At 61.9% G+C, this 17,767-nt stretch carries 13 protein-coding genes; 8 read left to right on the plus strand and 5 right to left on the minus strand.

Annotation, left to right across the window (positions count from 1 at the left end):
• Positions 1-138: 138 nt before the first annotated feature.
• The 7 genes from C1725_RS02235 to typA all read left to right on the plus strand — a co-directional run bounded on the left by C1725_RS02235 (position 139) and on the right by typA (position 10,373).
• The gene (locus tag C1725_RS02235; protein WP_102410060.1) at positions 139-2,103 is read left to right on the plus strand and encodes a VanW family protein; all 1,965 of its coding nucleotides are present in this window, start codon (positions 139-141) and stop codon (positions 2,101-2,103) included.
• A gap of 197 nt (positions 2,104-2,300) precedes the next feature.
• On the plus strand, positions 2,301-3,302 hold the full coding sequence (locus C1725_RS02240) for an extracellular solute-binding protein (protein WP_102410061.1): 1,002 nt from the start codon (positions 2,301-2,303) through the stop codon (positions 3,300-3,302).
• A gap of 106 nt (positions 3,303-3,408) precedes the next feature.
• On the plus strand, positions 3,409-4,515 hold the full coding sequence (locus C1725_RS02245) for an ATP-binding cassette domain-containing protein (RefSeq protein WP_102410062.1): 1,107 nt from the start codon (positions 3,409-3,411) through the stop codon (positions 4,513-4,515).
• Positions 4,505-6,160 carry an ABC transporter permease subunit gene (locus C1725_RS02250; protein ID WP_102410063.1) on the plus strand — a complete coding sequence of 552 codons (1,656 nt, stop codon included), beginning with the start codon at positions 4,505-4,507 and terminating at the stop codon, positions 6,158-6,160. Before C1725_RS02245 ends, C1725_RS02250 begins: the two co-directional genes overlap by 11 nt.
• Before the next feature lie 162 nt (positions 6,161-6,322).
• Positions 6,323-6,736 (plus strand): DUF2000 family protein, encoded by a 414-nt coding sequence (locus C1725_RS02255; RefSeq protein ID WP_102410064.1) that lies wholly within the window; start codon positions 6,323-6,325, stop codon positions 6,734-6,736.
• 159 nt (positions 6,737-6,895) lie between these two features.
• The gene (locus C1725_RS02260; protein ID WP_102410065.1) at positions 6,896-8,503 is read left to right on the plus strand and encodes a peptide chain release factor 3; all 1,608 of its coding nucleotides are present in this window, start codon (positions 6,896-6,898) and stop codon (positions 8,501-8,503) included.
• Between the two features lie 31 nt (positions 8,504-8,534).
• On the plus strand, positions 8,535-10,373 hold the full coding sequence (gene typA / locus C1725_RS02265) for a translational GTPase TypA (RefSeq protein WP_102410066.1): 1,839 nt from the start codon (positions 8,535-8,537) through the stop codon (positions 10,371-10,373).
• 61 nt (positions 10,374-10,434) lie between these two features.
• Here typA and C1725_RS02270 read toward each other — a convergent pair whose 3' ends face one another.
• Complete coding sequence (locus tag C1725_RS02270; RefSeq protein ID WP_102410067.1) at positions 10,435-10,710, minus strand: DUF6809 family protein; 276 nt, start codon at positions 10,708-10,710, stop codon at positions 10,435-10,437.
• A 382-nt stretch (positions 10,711-11,092) separates the two neighbouring features.
• Here C1725_RS02270 and C1725_RS18855 point away from each other — a divergent pair, with 382 nt between their 5' ends.
• Positions 11,093-11,305 (plus strand): hypothetical protein, encoded by a 213-nt coding sequence (locus C1725_RS18855; protein ID WP_146009108.1) that lies wholly within the window; start codon positions 11,093-11,095, stop codon positions 11,303-11,305.
• A 164-nt stretch (positions 11,306-11,469) separates the two neighbouring features.
• On the opposite strand, the gene C1725_RS02275 is transcribed toward C1725_RS18855, so the two are convergent.
• The 4 genes from C1725_RS02275 to C1725_RS02290 form a co-directional block, all read right to left on the minus strand.
• Complete coding sequence (locus tag C1725_RS02275; RefSeq protein ID WP_102410068.1) at positions 11,470-13,998, minus strand: hypothetical protein; 2,529 nt, start codon at positions 13,996-13,998, stop codon at positions 11,470-11,472.
• A gap of 83 nt (positions 13,999-14,081) precedes the next feature.
• A complete protein-coding gene (locus tag C1725_RS02280) occupies positions 14,082-15,647 on the minus strand; it encodes an extracellular solute-binding protein (protein ID WP_102410069.1) in 1,566 nt (521 codons plus the stop codon).
• Between the two features lie 60 nt (positions 15,648-15,707).
• On the minus strand, positions 15,708-16,580 hold the full coding sequence (locus C1725_RS02285) for an ABC transporter permease subunit (RefSeq protein ID WP_102410070.1): 873 nt from the start codon (positions 16,578-16,580) through the stop codon (positions 15,708-15,710).
• A gap of 13 nt (positions 16,581-16,593) precedes the next feature.
• Entirely contained in the window at positions 16,594-17,565 is a 972-nt protein-coding gene (locus tag C1725_RS02290) for an ABC transporter permease subunit (protein ID WP_102410071.1), read from the minus strand.
• Positions 17,566-17,767: the final 202 nt, after the last annotated feature.

A 17,767-nucleotide genomic window follows, 5' to 3' on the forward strand; every position in this document is an offset into this window, starting at 1 on the left:
GAATTTGCAGGGTGCTTCTCGAACTCTCTGCGGATAACGGAGCTATGACGTCGCGCGCGGCTTTGCCGCGCGCCGATATTTCTTAATATATTTAGATGACGGGACGCCGAATTTTCAGGAAAGGCAGGTTGGGCGCCGATGGAGACAGAAAGACCGCGCCGCAAGCGCGTTTCCCAGGCTGAGCTGGATCGCCTGGCCGAGCAAAACCCGGCCCAGGAATTTTACGACTTCGACCCGCCGGCGCAGCGCATCGAGCGGCGCAGGCCGGAGCCGGTGTATACCCCGCCGCCCCGAACCGTGCAGCCCGAGTGGAAGCGGCGCGCGATCGAAAACGCGGCCGCGCAGCCCAAGCCCGCCGAAAAAACCAAACCCAGGCCGAAGCCCGCGCCCAAAACGGCGGCTTACGGCGCGCCCCGCTCCGCGTCGAGCGCCGCACGAAAGCCGGCGGCAAAGCCCGCTGCCAAGGCGGCAAAGCCAGCCCCCCGGGGGACCGGACCTGCGCCGCGGACGGCGGCGAAGCCCGCGCCCCGGAGGGCCGCCGCGCCGCAGAAGGCCGCTGCGCCGAGCGCCAAAAGGCCGCCGGCAAAAACCGGCGCGCAGCGCCCCACCACGAGGAACGCCTACGCGCGCGCCGGTGCGCAGGGCACCCGCTACGGTGCGCCGCCCCGCAGGAACGGCGGCTCCGGAGGCGGGCAGCGCCGCCGCGGCATCCTGCCGGCGTTGCTGGTGCTGGTCGTCCTCTTTGCGGGCGTCGGCATGGGCGGCATGTACGTGCTGGACGTCAAAAATACCCTTGCGCAGGGGGAAGGCGTCTTTTATCCGAACCTGTACATCAACGACATCGCCATCGGCGGTATGACGCAGCAGGAGGCATACGACGCGGTTTCCGCGCAGGTCGTCTCCTCGATCGGCGCGTGGAGCGTATCGCTCGTCTCCAACGGCGCGGAGGTCGGGCGTATCACGCCGAGCACGATCAACATGCGCTACGACGTGGGCGACCAGATCAACCAGCTCTGGAACGTCGGCCGCACGGGCTCCACGCAGGAGCGCTATCAGCAGGTCAAGGCGCTTCAAATGGAGCCGGTCAAGCGCTACACGACGCTCGCGTACGACCTGAGCGGCATCGACGCGCTGCTGATGGAGATCAAGGCGCAGGTGGACACCCCGGCGGTGGACGCCCAGCGCATCCCCGACAGCACGAGGGTTCCGCCTTTCACCTATACGGACGAAACGGTCGGCTACGTGCTAGACACCTCGAGCGCCCATGAGGAGATCATGGGCATGGTGGACAGGCTCGAGTCCGGCACCGTGGCGCTCACGCCGCAGGTCATTCAGCCGTCGGTGACGCGCGCGCAGCTGCAGAGCGAGATCGTGCTGCTGTCCACCTACAAGACACCGCTGCGCAACAACAGCGGCAACACGGAGGGCCGCCTGGCCAACGTGGCGAAGGGCTGCGAATACTTCAACGGCATGGTCGTCAAGGCCGGGGAGAGCGTCTCCTTCAACAAGGTGACCGGCAAGCGCACGCAGAAGAACGGCTGGTACCCGGCGCTGGAAATCGCCTACGGCGAATACGTGGAGGGCTACGGCGGCGGCATCTGCCAGGTATCCTCTACGCTGTACAACGCGGTGGTCGGCGCGGGGCTGGAGATCGTCAAGCGCACGAACCACGGACTGGTCGTCGGCTACCTGGAGAAGGGACTGGACGCGACGGTCGCGGACAACGGCCCGGACTTCGTCTTCAAGAACAACACGGGCGCGGACATCTACATTCAGGCGGAGTCGGAGGGCAAGGGAAAGAACTGCGTCTTCCGGATTTACGGCAGGCCCGACCCGAACGGCTACACCTACAAACTCGAAACGGAGGTGGCGGAGACGCTGCCCATCCCGGAGCCGGAGTACCGCGAGGACAAGGAACAGAAGTACGTCGTCTACGTGGACGAAGAGCCTTATGTATACAAAAAAGGCGAGGAAGGTTACAAGGTCAACGCATATCTCGTGACCTACCAGAACGGCAATCCGATCTCCCGCGAATACCGCTATCAGGATACCTACAAGGCGGTAAAGCCTATTTACTACGTAGGTACGCAGTACAGGGACTGAGCGTTTGAAAGGGAAAAAGGCGCCGCAGACGGCTCTGCGGCGCTTTTTTGCGCCCGATAGCAGAATTCTCCACAATGTTGCAGAAATGCCCCACATCGTTTGGATTGCTTTTTTCTGGATGTGGACTATATAATAATACCAGATGGGAGCCGAAAGACTTATCGGTTCCGGACAAAAAGAACTGGAGGCGTTCTGCAATGAAAAAGTTTCTTTCCCTGCTCGTGGCGGCTCTGCTGGTGCTGGGCATGACGGGCGCGGCCCTCGCGGAGGGCGAACTGACCATCTGCTCGCCCAACAGCGACGGCCTGCTGTCCATCATTCCGACGTTTGAGGAGAAGACGGGCATCAAGGTCACGGTGGAGTCCATGGGCTCCGGCGACTGCATGAAGCGTATCGCCAACGAGCTTGAGAACCCGACGTTCGACCTCATGTATGGCGGCTCGCTGGCCAACTACGTGGCCAACAAGGATCTGTTCCAGGACTATTACTCCCCTGAGGATAAGAACCTCATGCCCGAGTATCAGAACAAGCTGGGCTACTGCACCAACTACACCGTGGACGGCTCCGTGCTGCTGGTCAACACCGACCTGCTCGCCGAGCTGGGCATCGAAGTGAACGGCTACAAGGATCTGCTGCAGCCCGAGCTCAAGGACAAGATCGTCTCTGCCGACCCGGTGAACTCCTCCTCCGCCTTCTGCCAGGTGACCAACATGCTGCTGGCGATGGGCGGCTACGAGTCCGACGAGGCGTGGCAGTACGTCAAGGACTTGTACACCAACGTCAACGGCAAGATCACCAGCTCTTCCAGCGCGGTGTACAAGGGCGTGCAGAACGGCGAATACGTCGTGGGCCTGACCTATGAAGATCCCTGCGTCACGCTGCTCAAGAGCGGCGCCACCAACATCAAGATCATCTACCCGGTCGAGGGCACCGTGTTCCTGCCCGCGCAGATCGGCATCGTCAAGAACTGCAAGAACCTCGACAGCGCCAAGGCGTTCGTGGACTTCATGCTCTCCGAGGAAGCGCAGGTCTTCCTGGCCGAGAACACCACCAGCCGCCCCATCCGCGAGGTGAACGCGGGCAACGAATTCATGACGCCGATGAACGAGATTCACCTGATCTTCGAGGACTCCGACTACGTCACGTCCCATACCTCGGAAATCAAGGACAAGATTCAGGACGTCATCATGGACATCTGAGGCATCGCGAGAGACGCTGTTTTTTCAGATGAAGCGGCCTGATTCGGGCGTGCCCGCGGGGCACGCCCTTTCCTTTCTAAGAGATGCAAAAACGGGGGGAATACAGTTGAGCGTTTCCATCGCCTTTCAGCATGTCGTCAAGAAGTACGGCGACAACACCATCATCCCCGACCTTTCCCTGAACGTGCGGGACGGCGAATTCTTCACGCTGCTGGGGCCGTCCGGCTGCGGCAAGACGACGCTTCTGCGCATGGTGGCGGGCTTTAATTCCATCGAAGGCGGCACGATCTCGTTTGACAAAGACGTCATCAACGACATGCCGCCGGCCCGGCGCAACATCGGCATGGTGTTTCAAAACTACGCGGTCTTCCCGCACATGAACGTGCGCCAGAACGTGGCCTTTGGACTGGAAAACCGCAAGGTGCCTAAGGACGAGATCAGGCGCCGCGTGGACGAAATTCTGGAGACGGTCAAGATCACCGAGTATCAGGACCGCATGCCCGACAGGCTCTCCGGCGGCCAGCAGCAGCGCGTCGCGCTGGCCCGCGCGATCGTCATCCACCCCAGCGTGCTGCTGATGGACGAACCGCTCTCCAACCTGGACGCGAAGCTGCGCATCGAGATGCGCAACGCCATCAAGATGATTCAAAACGACGTGGGCATCACCACGATCTACGTGACGCACGACCAGGAAGAGGCCATGGCCGTCTCCGACCGCATCGCGGTCATGAACGCGGGCGTCATCCAGCACGTCGGCACGCCCAAGAACATATACCAGCGCCCGGCGAACCTGTTCGTCGCGGGCTTCATCGGCCGCTCCAACCGCCTCGGCGCGAAGCTCTCGCTCAAGGGCGGCGAGCCGCACCTCACGTTCGGCAACGGATTCACGACGCCCTATGCGGGGCTGCGCGGGGATCGCAGGCGCGAGCAGGAGGTCGTCGTCAGCGTGCGTCCGGAGGAGTTCACCATCGCGACGGACGGGCACGGCGTGGACGGCACCATCGTCTCCAGCGTGTTCCTGGGGCTCAACACGACGTACTTCGTGAAGCTCTTCGACGGCTCCATGGTCGAAATCATCGAGGAATCCTCCATCGACAACATTCTTGAAAACGGCACGCACGTTTCGCTGGGACTCAAGCTCTCCAAGGTCAACGTCTTCAACGCGGAGGGCGACGAGAACCTCACGGCGGGGGTGGTGAACGATGCAAACTAAACGGGGGAAGCGGCGCGACGTATGGACGGTGGTGACCGTCACCGCGCTGGTCTTTTACGCGATCTTCCTGCTCTACCCGCTGATCACGCTGCTCTCGCGCAGCTTCATGAACGGCGAGGGCGCATTCTCCATGGAAAACTTCGCGCGCATCTTCTCCAAGAAGTATTACCTGCGCGCGATGGGCAACAGCTTCAAGGTGACGCTGGCGGTGACCTTCTTTTCCGTGCTGCTGGCCACGCCTCTGGCGTACATCATGTCGGTCTTCAAGATTCGCGGCAAGGGCGTGCTGGAGATCCTGGTGCTCATCAGCTCCATGTCCGCGCCCTTCATCGGCGCGTATTCGTGGATCATGCTGTTCGGGCGCAACGGCAGCATCACCAATATCTTCAAGAACTTTTTGGGCTTCACCCTACCGGACATCTACGGCTTTAACGGCATCGTCATCGTCATGTCGCTGCAGCTCTACTCCCTGGTGTTCATGTTCGTCTCCGGCGCCTTCAAGAACATGGACAATTCCCTGATCGAGGCCTCGGAGTCCATGGGCTGCACGGGGCTTCGCAAGATGTTCCGGGTCGTGCTGCCCCTCATCATGCCCACCCTGCTCGCGGGCGCGCTGATGGTCTTCATGCGCACCTTCGCGGATTACGGCACGCCGCGCCTCATCGGCGAGGGCTATAACACCCTGCCGGTGCTGGTCTACAACGAGTTCATGAGCGAGACGGGCTCCAACGACGGCCTCGCGGCGGCGATTTCCATCATCGCGGTCGTCATCACGACCAGCGTCTTCCTCATTCAGAAGCTGGTCGTCAACCGCAAGCAGTTCACCATGAGCGCGCTGCACCCCATCGAGCCCCGGCAGCTGAAGGGCCTACCGAACGTGCTGGCGCACCTGTACTGCTACCTGCTGGTATTCGTCGCCATGATGCCCCAGCTCTACGTCATCTACTCCTCCTTCAGAAAGACCAGCGGCAAGCTGTTCGTCGAGGGCTACTGGCTGGGCAGCTATAAAGAGGCGTTCACGACCGTCGGCCGCTCCATCGTGAACACCTACGTGCTCAGCTTCATCTCCATCGTGGCGATCGTCCTCATCGCGGTGCTCATCGCCTACGTGGTCGTGCGCAGGCGCAACGCGCTCAACAACTCGCTGGACGTCATCAGCATGTTCCCGGAGACCGTCGCGGGCTCGGTGCTGGGCATCGCGCTCCTGATGACGTTCAGCCACAGGCCCCTGCTGCTCAGCGGCACGGCCTTCATCATGGTGCTCTCCTTCACGATCAGGCGTCTGCCCTACACGGTGCGCTCGTCCTCGGCGATTCTGCACCAGATCAGCCCCTCGATCGAGGAGGCGTCCATCAGCCTCGGCGCGTCGAACATGAAGACGTTCTTCAAGGTGACGGTGCCCATGATGATGCCCGGCGTCATCTCCGGCGCGATCCTCAGCTGGATTGCGATCATCACGGAGCTTTCGACCTCCATCATCCTGTACACGACGAACACCAAGACCATGACGCTGGAGATCTATTCGCAGATCATCCGGGGCAATGACGGCATCGCCTCGGCGATCTCCTCCATCCTGACCTTTTCCACGGTCATCGCGCTTGCGGTCTTCTTCAAGGTCAGCGGCAAGAAGGACATCACCATGTGAGGAAGCGGCAAAATCGCTTAGCACGCCCCCGCCGCGCTTCGCCGCCCCGGGGGCGCGCGCGATAAAAAGCACAATCGTTCAAGAAAAACCGCGCTCATCGTGCTATACTGGCCCCATTCACGCAATCACGGGACCCATGCGGGCCGGAAGGGGACACGGATCATGGACACACAGATGAAGTGCGCCGTCATCTTGAACGAATCGCTGCCGGTGGGCGTGCTCGCAAACGCCGCGGCGATTTTGGGCATGACGCTGGGCACGCGCTTTGGGCAGCTCGTCGGGGAGGACGTCAAAGACGCGGACGGCGGCACGCACCCGGGCATCGTGACGGTGCCGGTGCCCGCGCTGCGCGCGGACGCGAAGACCCTGGCCGCGATTTGGGAAAAGGCCTCGGCGGACGAGGCGGTCTTCGCCGTGGACTTTACGGACGTGGCGCAGGGCTGCCGCGTCTACGGTGAGTACGTCGAGCGGATGGGCGCGGCGTCGCCGGCGTCGCTCGGCTTTCTGGGCATCGGGCTCGCGGGAGACGCAAAGCATGTGAACCGATTGACGGGCAATCTGCCGCTGCTGCGGTGAAAAAACTGAATAGGGAGCGGACGAAAAAATTGACAATTTTCGTCCGCTCTTTATATGCATTGTTTTTTGGCCGCCGCATGTGCAGAATAATTGACGTGCCGCCCCGCTTCGGTGTATAATAAACCGTTATATGCTGTAATAAAATCGGAGGATAACGCTATGCCGCAAAATGCCGTCCAAACGCAGCTCGAACAGGAAGTTCGCCGCCGAAGGACGTTTGCCATCATCTCTCACCCCGACGCCGGCAAGACCACGCTGACGGAAAAACTGCTGCTCTACAGCGGCGCGATCCGCCAGGCGGGTTCCGTCAAGGCGCGCAAGGCCGAGCGCCACGCGACCAGCGACTGGATGGAAATCGAAAAGCAGCGCGGCATTTCCGTTACGTCGTCCGCAATGCAGTTTGAGTTCGACGGATTTCACATCAACATTCTGGATACGCCGGGCCACCAGGACTTCTCGGAGGATACCTACCGCGTGCTCGTGGCCGCGGACAGCGCGGTCATGCTGATCGACGCCGCCAAGGGCGTCGAGGCGCAGACGATCAAGCTGTTCAAGGTCTGCCGCCTGCGGAACATCCCCATCTTTACCTTCGTCAACAAGATGGACCGCGCGGCCAAGGACCCCTTCGCCCTCATGGAGGAGATGGAGCAGGTGCTCGGCATCCGCGCCTGCCCGGTCAACTGGCCCATCGGCGTGGACGGCGACTTCAAGGGCGTATTCCACCGCGACACGAAGATGGTGGAGCTCTACGAGACGGGCGACCACGGCAAGACGCGCGTGGAAAAGCAGGACATCGCCCTGGACGACCCGAAGCTGCCCGAGGTGCTGGGCAAGTCCTACTATGACCGGCTGATGGACGAGATCGAGCTGCTGGACGTGGCAGGCGACGCGTTCGACCTGGAGAAGGTGCAGACGGGCGAGCTGACGCCCATGTTCTTCGGCTCCGCGATCACCAACTTCGGCGTGGAGCCGTTCCTGGAACGGTTTTTGCAGTTCACGCCCCCGCCCTCCGCGCGCGAGAGCGATCAGGGCCCCATCGATCCCTGCGCCGAGGCGTTCACCGGCTTCATCTTCAAGATCCAGGCCAACATGAACCCCGCGCACCGCGACCGCCTGGCCTTCATGCGCATCTGCTCCGGCGTGTTTGAAAAGGGCATGACCGTGTGGCACTCGGGCACGAACAAGCAGATTCAGCTCAAGCAGCCCCAGCAGTTCATGGCGGACGAGCGCGAGGTGGTGCAAAGCGCCTATCCGGGCGACATCATCGGGCTGTTCGACCCCGGCATCTTCTCCCTGGGCGACACGCTTTCCACCGGGGCGCACGTCAAATACCCCGGCATCCCGGTGTTCGCGCCGGAATTCTTCGCGCGCGTGAGCAGCATCGACAGCCTGCGCCGCAAGCAGTTCGTCAAGGGCGTGATGCAGCTTTCGGAGGAGGGCGCGATTCAGACCTTCAAGCGCCCGGGTATCGGCTTTGAGGAGATCATCGTCGGCGTCGTCGGCGTGCTGCAGTTTGAGGTGCTGGAGCACCGGCTCAAGACCGAGTACAACGCCGAAATCCGCCGCGAACAGCTGAGCTACCGCTTCGTGCGCTGGGTCGTGAAGACGCCCAGGGCGTTGGACGCGCTCAAGCTCACCTCCACCACCTCCATCGCGCAGGACGCGCGCGAGCGCGACGTGCTGCTCTTTGAAAACGAGTGGTCTATCCGCTGGGCGCTGGAAAACAACGAAGGGCTTGAGCTCGCCGAAACCGCGGCGCGGGCGTAACCCCCGAACGACAGGAAAGAGGGAATTACATTTGGAAATAACCCGTGAAAATATTCGCAACATCGCCATCATCGCGCACGTAGACCACGGCAAGACGACGCTGGTGGACGAGATGCTCAAGCAGGGCGGCGTGTTCCGCGAGAACCAGCAGGTCGCGGACCGCGTGATGGACTCCAACGACATCGAGCGCGAGCGCGGCATCACGATCCTGGCGAAGAACACCGCCGTGCACTACAAGGACGTGAAGATCAACGTCGTGGATACCCCCGGCCACGCCGACTTCGGCGGCGAGGTGGAGCGCGTGCTCAAGATGGTGGACGGCGTGCTGCTGCTCGTCGATTCCTTTGAGGGCCCGATGCCCCAGACGCGCTTCGTGCTCAAGAAGGCGCTGGATTTGAAGCTGCCGGTCATCATCGTCATCAACAAGGTGGACCGTCCGGACGCGCGCTGCGACGAGGTGGAGGGCGAGATCCTCGACCTGCTGATCGACCTGGAGGCGGACGAGAGCCAGCTCGACAACCCCATCGTCTACGCGTCCGCGCGCCAGGGCACCGCGACGCTCGACCTTTCCGAGCCGGGCACGGACCTGCGCCCGCTCTTCGAGTCGATTCTGAAGTACATCCCCGCGCCCGTGGGCGATCCCGACGGCGCGGCGCAGGTGCTCGTTTCGACCATCGACTACAACGACTACGTGGGCCGCATCGGCGTGGGCCGCATCGGCCGCGGCACGCTAAAGAGCGGCATGATGGCCGTGCGCGTCATCCACGGCGAGGAAAAGGCGTCCGCGCCGCTTCGCCTCTCCGGGCTGTTCTGCTTCGACGGCCTCAAGCGCGCGCCCGTCGAGCAGGCGAGCATGGGCGACATCGTGGCCATCACGGGCATTGAGGACATCATGATCGGCGACACGATCTGCGACCCGGCCTGCCCGGAGGGCCTGCCCTTCGTCAAGATCGAGGAGCCGACCGTGCAGATGACCTTCTCCGTCAACGACAGCCCGTTCGCGGGCCGCGAGGGCCAGTACGTCACCAGCCGCCACCTGCGCGCGCGCCTGATGCGCGAGCTGCAAACCGACGTCTCCCTGCGCGTGGAGGAGACCGAATCGCCGGACGCCTTTAAGGTTTCGGGCCGCGGCGAGCTGCACCTGTCCGTGCTCATCGAGAACATGCGCCGCCAGGGCTACGAGTTTCAGGTCTCCAAGCCGGAGGTGCTCTTCCACTACGACGAGGAGGGCAACCAGCTGGAGCCCGTGGAGAAGATGGTGGCCGACGTGCCCGCCGCCTACGCGGGCGCGGTCATCGAGAAGCTGGGCCGCCGCCGCGGCGTGCTGGAGCACATGAGCGGAAGCGACCGCGTGCGCCTGGAGTTTTCCGTTCCGTCGCGCGGGCTGTTTGGCTACCGCTCCGAGTTCATGACCGACACGCGCGGCGAGGGCATCATGAGCTCCGTGTTCGATCACTACGAGCCCTACAAGGGCGAGATTCCGCACCGCACGCAGGGCGCGCTGGTCTCCTTTGAGACGGGCGAGGCGGTCATGTACGGCCTGTTCTACGCGCAGGACCGCGGCACGCTCTTTTACGGGCCGGGCACGCAGGTGTACACCGGCATGATCGTCGGCCAGAACGCGCGCCAGGGCGACATCGACGTGAACGTCTGCAAGAAAAAGCACCTCACCTCCATCCGCAACGCGGCGGGCGCGGAGGAAGCGATGAAGCTGACCTCCATGCGCACGCTCTCGCTGGAGGAGTGCCTGGAGTTCATCGACGACGACGAGCTGCTGGAGGTCACCCCCAAGAACCTGCGCATGCGCAAGCGCGTGCTCGCCACCGAGATGCGCAAGAAGCTCGATTCCAAGAAGCGCCAGCAGGCGTAAACCCCAAGCAAAGACCGGCGCGCGGCAGCTTCTGCCGCGCGCCGGTCTGGTTTGGGAGAACTTACAGGAAGTCTTCGCCCGCTATGGCCTCCATCGCCAGGCGCATGCCCAGCCGAAAGCCGCAGGCGAAGGCGTCGCAGCGGGCGATGCCGTTCGCCTCGTCCTCCGCGTCCACGTACTTTTCAAAGGTTTCGCGCTGCGAGTCGGTGAGGGTGGGCAGCAGCTTTTCGCTGCTGCGGCTGCCGCAGGCGACCGCCTCCATGTAGGCGGAATCGGGCGCATACGCGCGGGCGTTGGGCCGGATGTTGCCGTAGTAGAGCTCTTCCAGAAGCCGCATTTTGCATCGTCCTTTCGATTTGCCGCCCGGCGCGGCTTGAACGGGGGTGCGGCGCATGGTATAATATTTACGCTGGGCGATCCATTCTTTCGCGCCGATCCCTTTCTCATTTTGTTTGGGTGCCCCGAACGAGATCGCTGGCCGGTTTAACTGTAAGGGGCTTCGGGTAGTCAGCGACTTAGCCAGCCATCCTGCCGGTACGGAGTAGCCTTTCACAGAACTTTCTTCTGACAGTGTGATGGGGCAGTTATGTTCTGCCAGATTCCCTTTGGTATTTAGAATGATACACTATTAACAGTACAATGACAATGGGCATTTTGGACAAAAATGTACTATTGACAGTGTATGATTTACACGATTAATAGTACATGCGGGTGATTATATGGCGATATCAGAGGCGAGAAAACGGGCAAATGCTAAATATGATGCAAAACATTTTAAGACGCTCGGACTACGTGTCAAAATAGAGGTGGCGGAGACAATAACGCATCATGCGCAGCAACACGGCGAGACGGTCAACGCGTTTTTATTTCGTGCCGCGCGCGAACAAATGCGGCGCGACAACGAGGCCGCGCCGAATCAGGCGGATGAATAGGATGGACAGCCAAGAGGTAACCGCTTGACAGGTGGCTGCCTCTTGGTTCGTATACCTATTTTTGACGCGGCTATCTACAAGTCAGACGAAAAAGGCGCGCCACAGGAGGAAAATTCCTGCGGCGCGCCCGATTTTTTGCTTGGCCCAAATACACGACCGGCAGCTTACTCGCTGCAGGGATACGACCACTGGGTCACGGTAAAGCCGGGGCAGGTGTACGCAAACCGGCCGCTGCCGTAACGGGAATGCAGGTAGGGGCTGTCCGCCATGGCGTCCGGGATGGGCACCTCCTGCCGGTCGATGGTGAAGCCCTCGGCCAGGCCGAACTCCATCAGCCCGCTGCCCGGCGAATCGAAGTGGAAGGCGGAGCCGTCCTGCCAGATTGGGGCCGACAGCAGCCGCTCCATGAACGCCTCGAAGCCGCCGTCCTCGTCCCGGCTGCCGCATTCCGCGAGCCAGACCACCTCGTTGCCGTCGCAGATCAGCTCGCGGCCCGCGTAGGGTCCCTCCGCGCGGAAGGCGTGCGGGGCGCTGGAGTAGATGCCCACGTAGCCGTCGCCGGAGCGGCCGAAGGTCCAGCCGCCGCGCGACGCGACCTCGTCGAACTTGCGGGCGTCGAAGTGGCAGTGCGTCATCCAGATGTCGTTGTCCTTCACGTCGTGCCAGATGACGGCGAGGGTGCGCTTGCCCATCAGCACGCGCGGCAGGAACGCCTGCCCCGCCCAGTAGTCCGGGCGCAGGCCGCTGCCCTCGGCCACGTTGTTGGGCGCGGAAAAGCAGATCGAGATGTCGTTTCTCAGCACGATCAGCGCGGAGATGAAGTGCATGTCGCACATGCCGACGTTGTGGTCGCGCGCGCCGCCGATCATGTAGTCCTTCGTGCGGCGGATGGTGAAGTCGGCGTTGTGCTTGTCGAAGTGCATGATGCCCTGCTTGTAGGTAAAGGTCGCGGGGGTGAAGTTTTCCGCGAGCTCGCAGAGGCCGCGCGGGGGCACGTAGTAGCTGAAGGCGAGCTCCGCGTGGGTCATTTCCCGGTTGAACGGCGCGTTGCCGAAGAGCATCCAGAAGATGCCGCTGATGCGGGTGGTCCTGCCGGTGCGCAGCAGCATGTTGTAGCTGCGCCCGCGCGGCGTCGCCATCACGCCGTCAAACGAGCTGACCGCGAAGATGTAGGTCATGAAGTCCAGCAGGATGTTCACCATGTTGCGCAGCGGGTACTCCTCCATGGGGAGCACCTCGCGCAGGACGAGCAGGGCGGAGAGCGTGACGGGCAGGTAGCTGTCGGAAAGCGGCTCGTCGAAGCCCACGCGGCAGCGCTGGTTGAGCCATTCCACCAGGTGCATGCGCCCCTTCAGGGAGTGGTACATGCCGTTCTGCCCGCAGTTGGTGAACAGGTCGGTGGGGTAGAGCAGGCCGGCCAGGTACTCGCACACATGAAAGCCGATTCGGTGGTTCTCGGAGCAGTAGAACATGGACGAGGGGCCGGGCTCGTCCACCCAGTAGCGGAAGCCCAGGGCCGCCTTGCGCACCTTTTCGTGGATGCGCTCGTCGAGCAGACGCGCGCCGCTGTCCTCCCAGATCATCCAAAGGAGCGGCAGCAGCTCGAAGTCCGCGCAGTCCGCGCGGCGCTCGATCTTGTCGCACATCCGCTCGATGCGGGCTAGGTCGATCTCGGCGCAGCGGCCCAGGCGGTAAAGCGCCAGAGGATCGCCCTCCTCCGCGAGCAGCTCCAGCATCCGCTGGCGGCGCTCCGGGAGACGGTCGTAGCCAGGCGCGGGCGAAATCATCTCCACCCGGGTGAAGGAGAGGGAGCGGCCGGTGAGCGGCGTTCCGTCCAGGAGCCGCCACGAGAGCTCCACGCGGTACTTCCCGGCGGGCAGCGCGGCGGGGAGGGGCGTATCGCTCTTTTCGACCGAATCGAGGCGCAGCACCTCGGCGTCCCTGCCGTCGTATACGCAGGCGGAGACCCGGCAGTGGCGAAGCGGCAGGCGGCCGACGTGCAGCACGGGCGCTTCGCCCAGCGTGTAGCAGTCGTCCTCCATGTGCGTCTCCATCTGGCTGCGGGCGATCTCCTCGCGGATTTCTTCCGGCATGTTCAGCGGCACCAGCGCGCGGAGCGGCGCCTCGCTCTCGAGCAGCTCCATGCTGAACGAGATGCCGGTGCCGCGGCCGACGTGGCCGGTGAGCGCGGTAAAGGCGTTGCGGCCGGGCGTCAGGTGGAGGCATACCGTCTCGTAGTTGGGCTTGGCTACGTGCTCGAACACGTAGGTGCGTTCGCGCTGCCTGTGCGCGTAATCGCGGTTGTCGAACGCGAGCGCGCCGTCCAGAAGCACCGCGAGGCGTCCGGCGCAGATGCGCAGCGTGACGTCCTGCTCGCGCTCGCTTTCCAGCTCCACGTAGATGGGCATCAGGGCCAGCTTCTCCATGATGTAGTAATGCCCGTCCGCGTAGCGCGGGGAGGGATCGGTGCAGAGCGTCCAGCGCCCCTCCATGCCGCAGAGGGTAAAGGCGTCGAACTCGCGGAACGTTCTGCCCCGCAGCTCCCCGATCGCCTGATCCATCGTCTCTTCCACGTACTGCACCGTCGCGGCGTTCGTGCGCTCGCCGGGGTAGTCCTTTTCCAGCACGCCCGCCACCATGAAGGGGCGGATGGACTTGCCCGGCGCGAGCTCCTGCGCAAAAAGCTTATTCATGGCTTATTCCTCACTTTATCGACTGAAAATCCGGGAAAAATGCCGCCCCACGGCAGCGCGGGGCGGCATCGCCTCAGGGGAAATTACTTCTGCTTGGCCGCTTCCAGCTCCTGATAGAGCGCAACCTTGGCGTCGATGACCGCCTGTCCGCCGGCGGAGAGGTAGTCGTTCAGCACCTTCTCGTACATGGCGTCAAACTGGTCCGCCGGGCAGGAGATCAGCGAGGGCAGGTTCTTGGTCGGGTCGGTCAGGAAGCCCTCGTACTGCTCGTCGGCCTCGGTTCTGATGTGCGAGAAGTGGTAGGGAGCGGAGCCGCCGACCTTGGCGATCTCGATGCCCAGGTCCATCAGCTGCTGAATGCGCGCCTCGACCTCGGTCATGCCGGCCAGGGAAGTCGGATAGCCGTAGGGCTGGCCGTTGTAGACGAGCATCATGTCGCCGCAGGTGATGCGCTCGTAGCCGTCGATTTCAAGGCGCTCCGCCTCGGTGTACTCGATCTTGGTGGGCACGCCGTCGATCATCTCGTAGTCGCGGCCCTCGATGCCGTAGTGCAGCACCTTCGCGTTCTCGTAGTCCGCGAGGAAGTCCAGGTACTTCACGGCCGCCTCGGGGTTTTTGCACGTGGCGGGCACCGCGATGTACATGCCGACCGGCGCGTACACATCGACGAACTGCTCGCCGTGTACGTTGTCCAGCAGGAACATCGTGAAGTTGGCCTCCGGGTTGGACTCGTACAGCGCCTTGATGCCGGTCTGATACGTGTTGTCGTGGCCGAAGGCCAGCGTGCGGCCGTTGGAGATCTGGGCGGTCAGCGCCGGGTAAGCGGTGTCGGTGTCGACCATGAAGTCGGGATCGACCAGCCCCTCGTTGTACAGCTGGTTCAGGAAGCGGACGCCTTCCTTGTAGCCCGGCCAGAACATCTCGTTGTAGCAGGCGCGCATTTCGTCGGTCATCTCCGCGCGGTTCACGAAGGTGTAGACCAGCGGGCGGGTCTGGGTGGCGTCATAGGCGCCGGCCATGCCCAGCGGGTAGATTTCCATGCCGGTGCCGTCCAGGTCGAGCGTCTTGGCCTTGCGCAGCAGTTCGGTGAAGTCTTCCACGCTCATGTGGTAGAAGCCGTCCTCGTTCGTCTGGAGGGTGTAGCCCATCTTTTCCAGCCAATCCGTGCGGATGTAGTTGGCGTAGCGGCCGACGTTCGTGCGCTTGGCGACCAGCGCCCACATCTTGCCGTCGTACGTGCCGTAATTCAGCGTCTCGGCGAGATTTTTCTTCAGGTTCGGGCCGTACTCGTCCACCAGGCCGGACAGCTCCACCAGGCCGCCGTCCTTGCCGAAGTTCATGATCATGTTGGTGTCGTAGCTGATGATGATGTCCGGCGCGGAGCCCGAGGCCATCATGGTGTTGACCTTTTCAGCCTCCTGCGCACGGGGCACCGGGATGTACTCGACCTTGATGCCGTTCGGATCGCCGAACTTTTCCTGAACCCAGCGGGTGTAGAAGTTGTCGGTGACGGTGCCGTAGGTGTTCGTCGTGTTGCCGCGCTCGTAGATCATGACGGTCAGGGTGACGGGGGTGTCCGCCGCCGAGGCCGTGCAGACCGCGCCCAGCATCAGCGCGAGCGCCAGGAGAATGGAGAGGGCTTTCTTCATGGTGTGTTTCCTCCAATGTTATATTTTCTTGCCGGTTGCTCCGGCAGAAAGCCGATGGGATCACCCCTTGACGGAGCCGATCATGACGCCCTTGACGAAATACTTTTGCAGCCAGGGATAGAGGATCATGACGGGAATCATGCTGAACACCAGGCACGCGGCCTTGATCGTTTCGGCGATGACGTCGGATTTGATTTCAGGAATGTCCTCCATCAGCGCGCTGACCTGGCTGGACTGGATGAGCTGGCGCAGGCGCACCTGAATGGTGTACATCTTTTCGTCGTTGATGTAGAGCAGCGCGTCCATAAAGCCGTTCCAGCGGCCCACCGCGTAGAAGAGGGCGATGGTGGCCAGCATGGCCTTGGAGAGCGGAAGGATGATGCGCACGAGCACCACCGCGTCGTTGGCGCCGTCCACAAAGGCGGACTCCTCGATCTCCTTGGGCATCGACTGGAAGAAGCTCTTCATCAGGATCATGTTGTAGGTGGAGAGGCACCCCGGCAGGATGAGCGCCCAGAACGTGTTGAGCAGCTTCAGGTTCTTGATGTTGATGTAGCTGGGGATCATGCCGCCCGAAAAGTACATCGTGAACATGACGAGCAGCAGCAGCGGCGTCTTGAAGCGCAGGTCCGACTTGGCCAGGGGATACGCGCACAGCACGGTCATCAAGAGGCTGATGAGCGTGGTCGCGATGGTCAGGAAAATCGTAAACCACATGGAGGTCATGAGGCTCCGATTGTTGAACACCGCCCTGTACGCCGAAAGGTCGAAATCGACCGGCCACAGGAAGACCTCGCTGCGCAGCACGGCGGTCTTGTTTGAAAAGGAGACCGACACGATGTACAGGAACGGGAACAGGCAGCAGGCCGCGACCAGAACGACGAGGAAGACGGTAAACGCTTTAAAGGCGCGATCGCCCTTGGATTCTCTCATCAGCTTTTCCTCCTTACCAGATGCCCTTGCCCGTCATCCTCTTGCTGATCGTGTTGGCGCTGATGACGAGGATAAAGTTGATTACCGACTGCGCAAGGCCGACGGCGGTGCCGATGCTGAACTTGCCCTGCTGGAGGCCGACGCGGTACACGTAGGTGCTGACGACGTCGGCCACCTCCATGACGACGCTGTTCTGCATCACGTAGGGCTGCTCAAAGCCGATGCTGGCCAGGCCGCCGATGGCCAGGATCAGCATGATGATGACGGTATCCATGATGCAGGGCACGGTGATGGAGAGCATCATGCGAAAGCGCGAACAGCCGTCCACGCGCGCGGCCTCGTAGATCTCCTGATCGATGCCCGTCATCGCGGACAGGTAGATGATGGTGTTCCAGCCGATGCTCTTCCACAGGCCGACGATGAAGTAGGTGAAGATCCACCAGCCGTTGCTGGAAAGGAAGGGGATGGCCGAACCGCCCAGCGACTTGATGAGCGTGTTGACGAGGCCGGAGGAGGCAAAAATCTGGTACATCATGCCGCCCACGATGACCCAGGAGATGAAATGGGGCAGGTACAGCACGGTCTGCACGGTTTTCTTGAATTTCTGACTTCTGATTTCGTTGAGGAACAGGGCCAGGATGATGGGGGCGGGGAAGCCCAGCGCCAGGCCGAGCACGTTGAGCACCAGCATGTTGCGCACGGAAATCCAGAACGTTTCAAATTGGAAGACCTGGCGGAAATATCGAAGTCCCACCCAATTGCTTTCCCAAATGCCCTTGAACATGTTATAATCCTTGAACGCGATCGCAAGGCCGGGAAGGGGCAGGTAATGGAACAGGAAGTAGTACAAAACCGGAAGCAGCAGCATCGCGTACAGCATCCAATGGGCGCGCAGATAGGACCTCGTGCTCTTGCGGGGAGACAACGCCCCTTCGTTGATCGTGGTAGGCGCTTTCCTCTTGATGGCGCCCGGATTGATGTTCATCCTTTACAAGCCTCCCCAAGCAAAAATGACGGTCTTGCATAAAATATGAACCTATTATATACTAAAGCTGAAACGCGAAAATATAGATTATTCTCTATAAAAATCTGTGTTTTCTGCCTTGTTTCCTCTGCTTTTTTAGGCACCGCGCGGCGGAAGCCAGGGTGTGCATATCGCACCGCCCTATGCTTCCGTCGTCTCTTTA

The sequence above is a fragment of the Beduinella massiliensis genome (genome assembly GCF_900199405.1).
GTDB classification, from domain to species: Bacteria; Bacillota; Clostridia; order Christensenellales; family Aristaeellaceae; genus Beduinella; species Beduinella massiliensis.

Coding starts and splice junctions, on each gene's coding strand:
- C1725_RS02280 (WP_102410069.1), bottom strand. CDS start 15,647: ATGAAGAAAGCCCTCTCCATTCTCCTGGCGCTCGCGCTGATGCTGGGC.
- C1725_RS02235 (WP_102410060.1), top strand. CDS start 139: ATGGAGACAGAAAGACCGCGCCGCAAGCGCGTTTCCCAGGCTGAGCTG.
- C1725_RS18855 (WP_146009108.1), top strand. CDS start 11,093: ATGGCGATATCAGAGGCGAGAAAACGGGCAAATGCTAAATATGATGCA.
- C1725_RS02290 (WP_102410071.1), bottom strand. CDS start 17,565: ATGAACATCAATCCGGGCGCCATCAAGAGGAAAGCGCCTACCACGATC.
- C1725_RS02250 (WP_102410063.1), top strand. CDS start 4,505: ATGCAAACTAAACGGGGGAAGCGGCGCGACGTATGGACGGTGGTGACC.
- C1725_RS02240 (WP_102410061.1), top strand. CDS start 2,301: ATGAAAAAGTTTCTTTCCCTGCTCGTGGCGGCTCTGCTGGTGCTGGGC.
- C1725_RS02285 (WP_102410070.1), bottom strand. CDS start 16,580: ATGAGAGAATCCAAGGGCGATCGCGCCTTTAAAGCGTTTACCGTCTTC.
- C1725_RS02255 (WP_102410064.1), top strand. CDS start 6,323: ATGGACACACAGATGAAGTGCGCCGTCATCTTGAACGAATCGCTGCCG.
- C1725_RS02260 (WP_102410065.1), top strand. CDS start 6,896: ATGCCGCAAAATGCCGTCCAAACGCAGCTCGAACAGGAAGTTCGCCGC.
- C1725_RS02275 (WP_102410068.1), bottom strand. CDS start 13,998: ATGAATAAGCTTTTTGCGCAGGAGCTCGCGCCGGGCAAGTCCATCCGC.
- C1725_RS02270 (WP_102410067.1), bottom strand. CDS start 10,710: ATGCGGCTTCTGGAAGAGCTCTACTACGGCAACATCCGGCCCAACGCC.